Origin of the sequence: Polyangium spumosum, from assembly GCF_009649845.1 — a bacterium.
In the GTDB taxonomy this organism is placed as follows: domain Bacteria; phylum Myxococcota_A; class Polyangia; order Polyangiales; family Polyangiaceae; genus Polyangium; species Polyangium spumosum.
The window spans coordinates 2,501-4,913 of record NZ_WJIE01000046.1; the positions used below are offsets into that span (position 1 = coordinate 2,501).

Annotated in this window: 1 rRNA gene (only partly in view); it reads left to right on the forward strand. The window is 55.9% G+C overall.

The features are described 5' to 3' along the window. Positions 1-2,409 (forward strand): 23S ribosomal RNA (locus GF068_RS43090) (it extends 597 nt beyond the left edge of the window). Positions 2,410-2,413: the final 4 nt, after the last annotated feature.

Consider the following 2,413-nt stretch of genomic DNA (forward strand, 5'->3'; position numbering starts at 1 on the left):
TGTGCCTACAAGCAGTGGGAGCACTATGGCCGCAAGGCAATGTGTGACCACGTACCTTTTGCATAATGGGCCTGCGAGTTACGCTACGTGGCGAGGTTAAGCCGTGAGGTGGAGCCGAAGCGAAAGCGAGTCCTAACAGGGCGAGGAGTCGCGTGGCGTAGACCCGAAACCTTAGCGATCTATCCATGTCCAGGTTGAAGAGCGGGTAACACCGCTTGGAGGACCGAACTCACCGCAGTTGAAAATGCGGGGGATGAGGTGTGGATAGGAGTGAAAGGCTAATCAAGCTGGGATATAGCTGGTTCTCCCCGAAATATATTGAGGTATAGCCTCGGACGAATTGCGGAGGAGGTAGAGCACTGAATGGGCTAGGGGTCCTACCAGATTACCAAACCCAATCAAACTCCGAATGCCTCCGACAAGTATCCGGGAGTCAGGCTGCGGGAGATAAGTTCCGTAGCCGAGAGGGAAAGAGCCCAGATCGTCAGCCAAGGTCCCCAAGTCCGAGCTAAGTGTCAAAGGATGTGGGAGCGCACAGACAACCAGGAGGTTGGCTTAGAAGCAGCCATCCTTTAAAGAAAGCGTAATAGCTCACTGGTCAAGCGAACCCGCGCCGAAAATATAACGGGGCTAAGCTCGGCACCGAAGCTACGGGTTCTCGAAAGAGAGCGGTAGGGGAGTATTCTCAGGTAGATACACGCCGGACGGTGACGACCGGTAACGGACCTGAGAAGAGCTTATGCAGGCATGAGTAGCGATAAACCGAGTGAGAAACTCGGTCGCCGTAAGCCCAAGGTTTCCTGGGGAAGGATAATCCTCCCATGGGTTAGTCGGATCCTAAGCCGAGGCCGAGAGGCGTAGGTGATGGGAAGCAGGTTAATATTCCTGCACCACCAAGGATGGCGTTGAAGTAAGCGGGGACGGAGTAGGGTAGGCCGGGCACGGCGGATGGTTTGCCGTGTTCAAGCCCGTAGGATGAGTTGCCAGGACCCGATAGGGACAAACGGTGACTCGTGTATCCGAGAGGTGATGAGGTTCGGACCTAGTCCGAGACACTCGGTGATCCCAGACTTCCAAGAAAAGCCGCGTACAGAGCCCCTTTGGTGTCCGTACCGCAAACCGACTCAGGTGGGCGGGGTGAGTATCCCAAGGCGCGTGAGAGAACCCTGGTTAAGGAACTCGGCAAAATGACACCGTAACTTCGGGAGAAGGTGTGCCGGTCTGCGTGAATGGACTTGCTCCAGGAGCGTGGGCTGGTTGCAGAGAAACGGGGGTTGTGACTGTTTACTAAAAACACAGGACTCTGCGAAGTCGTAAGACGACGTATAGGGTCTGATGCCTGCCCGGTGCTGGAAGGTTAAGGGGACGAGTCAGCGCAAGCGAAGCTCCGAACCGAAGCCCCAGTAAACGGCGGCCGTAACTATAACGGTCCTAAGGTAGCGAAATTCCTTGTCGGGTAAGTTCCGACCTGCACGAATGGCATAACAACATCCCCGCTGTCTCGACCAGGGACTCAGCGAAATTGTATCGGGGGTGAAGATACCCTCTACCCGCGGCAAGACGGAAAGACCCCATGAACCTTTACTGCAACTTGGCAGTGATTTTCGGGATATTCTGCGTAGGATAGGTGGGAGGCGTTGAAGCCGGGCTTCTGGGTTCGGTGGAGCCAACGTTGAAATACCACCCTGGATATTCTGGAAATCTAACCTGGACCCATGACCTGGGTCGGGGACACTGCCTGGTGGGCAGTTTGACTGGGGCGGTCGCCTCCTAAAAAGTAACGGAGGCGTGCGAAGGTTCCCTCAGACTGATTGGAAACCAGTCGTAGAGTGCAAACGCACAAGGGAGCTTAACTGTGAGACCGACAGGTCGAACAGGTGCGAAAGCAGGCGTTAGTGATCCGGTGGTTCTGCATGGAAGGGCCATCGCTCATCGGATAAAAGGTACTCTGGGGATAACAGGCTGATCGCGCCTGAGAGTTCACATCGGCGGCGCGGTTTGGCACCTCGATGTCGGCCCATCGCATCCTGGGGCTGGAGCAGGTCCCAAGGGTTCGGCTGTTCGCCGATTAAAGCGGTACGCGAGCTGGGTTTAAAACGTCGTGAGACAGTTTGGTCCCTATCTGCCGTGGGCGTAGGACACTTGAGAGGAGCTGCTCATAGTACGAGAGGACCTGAGTGGACGTACCTCTGGTGTTCCGGTTGTCCTGCCAAGGGCATAGCCGGGTAGCCATGTACGGAACGGATAACCGCTGAAAGCATCTAAGCGGGAAGCCGGCCTCAAGACTAGGTGTCCCGAGCCGCAAGGCTCCTAAAGACCCCTCGTAGACTACGAGGTTGATAGGCCGGGTGTGGAAGCGGAGTAATTCGCGGAGCTAACCGGTACTAATCGGTCGTGCGGCTTGACCATACCT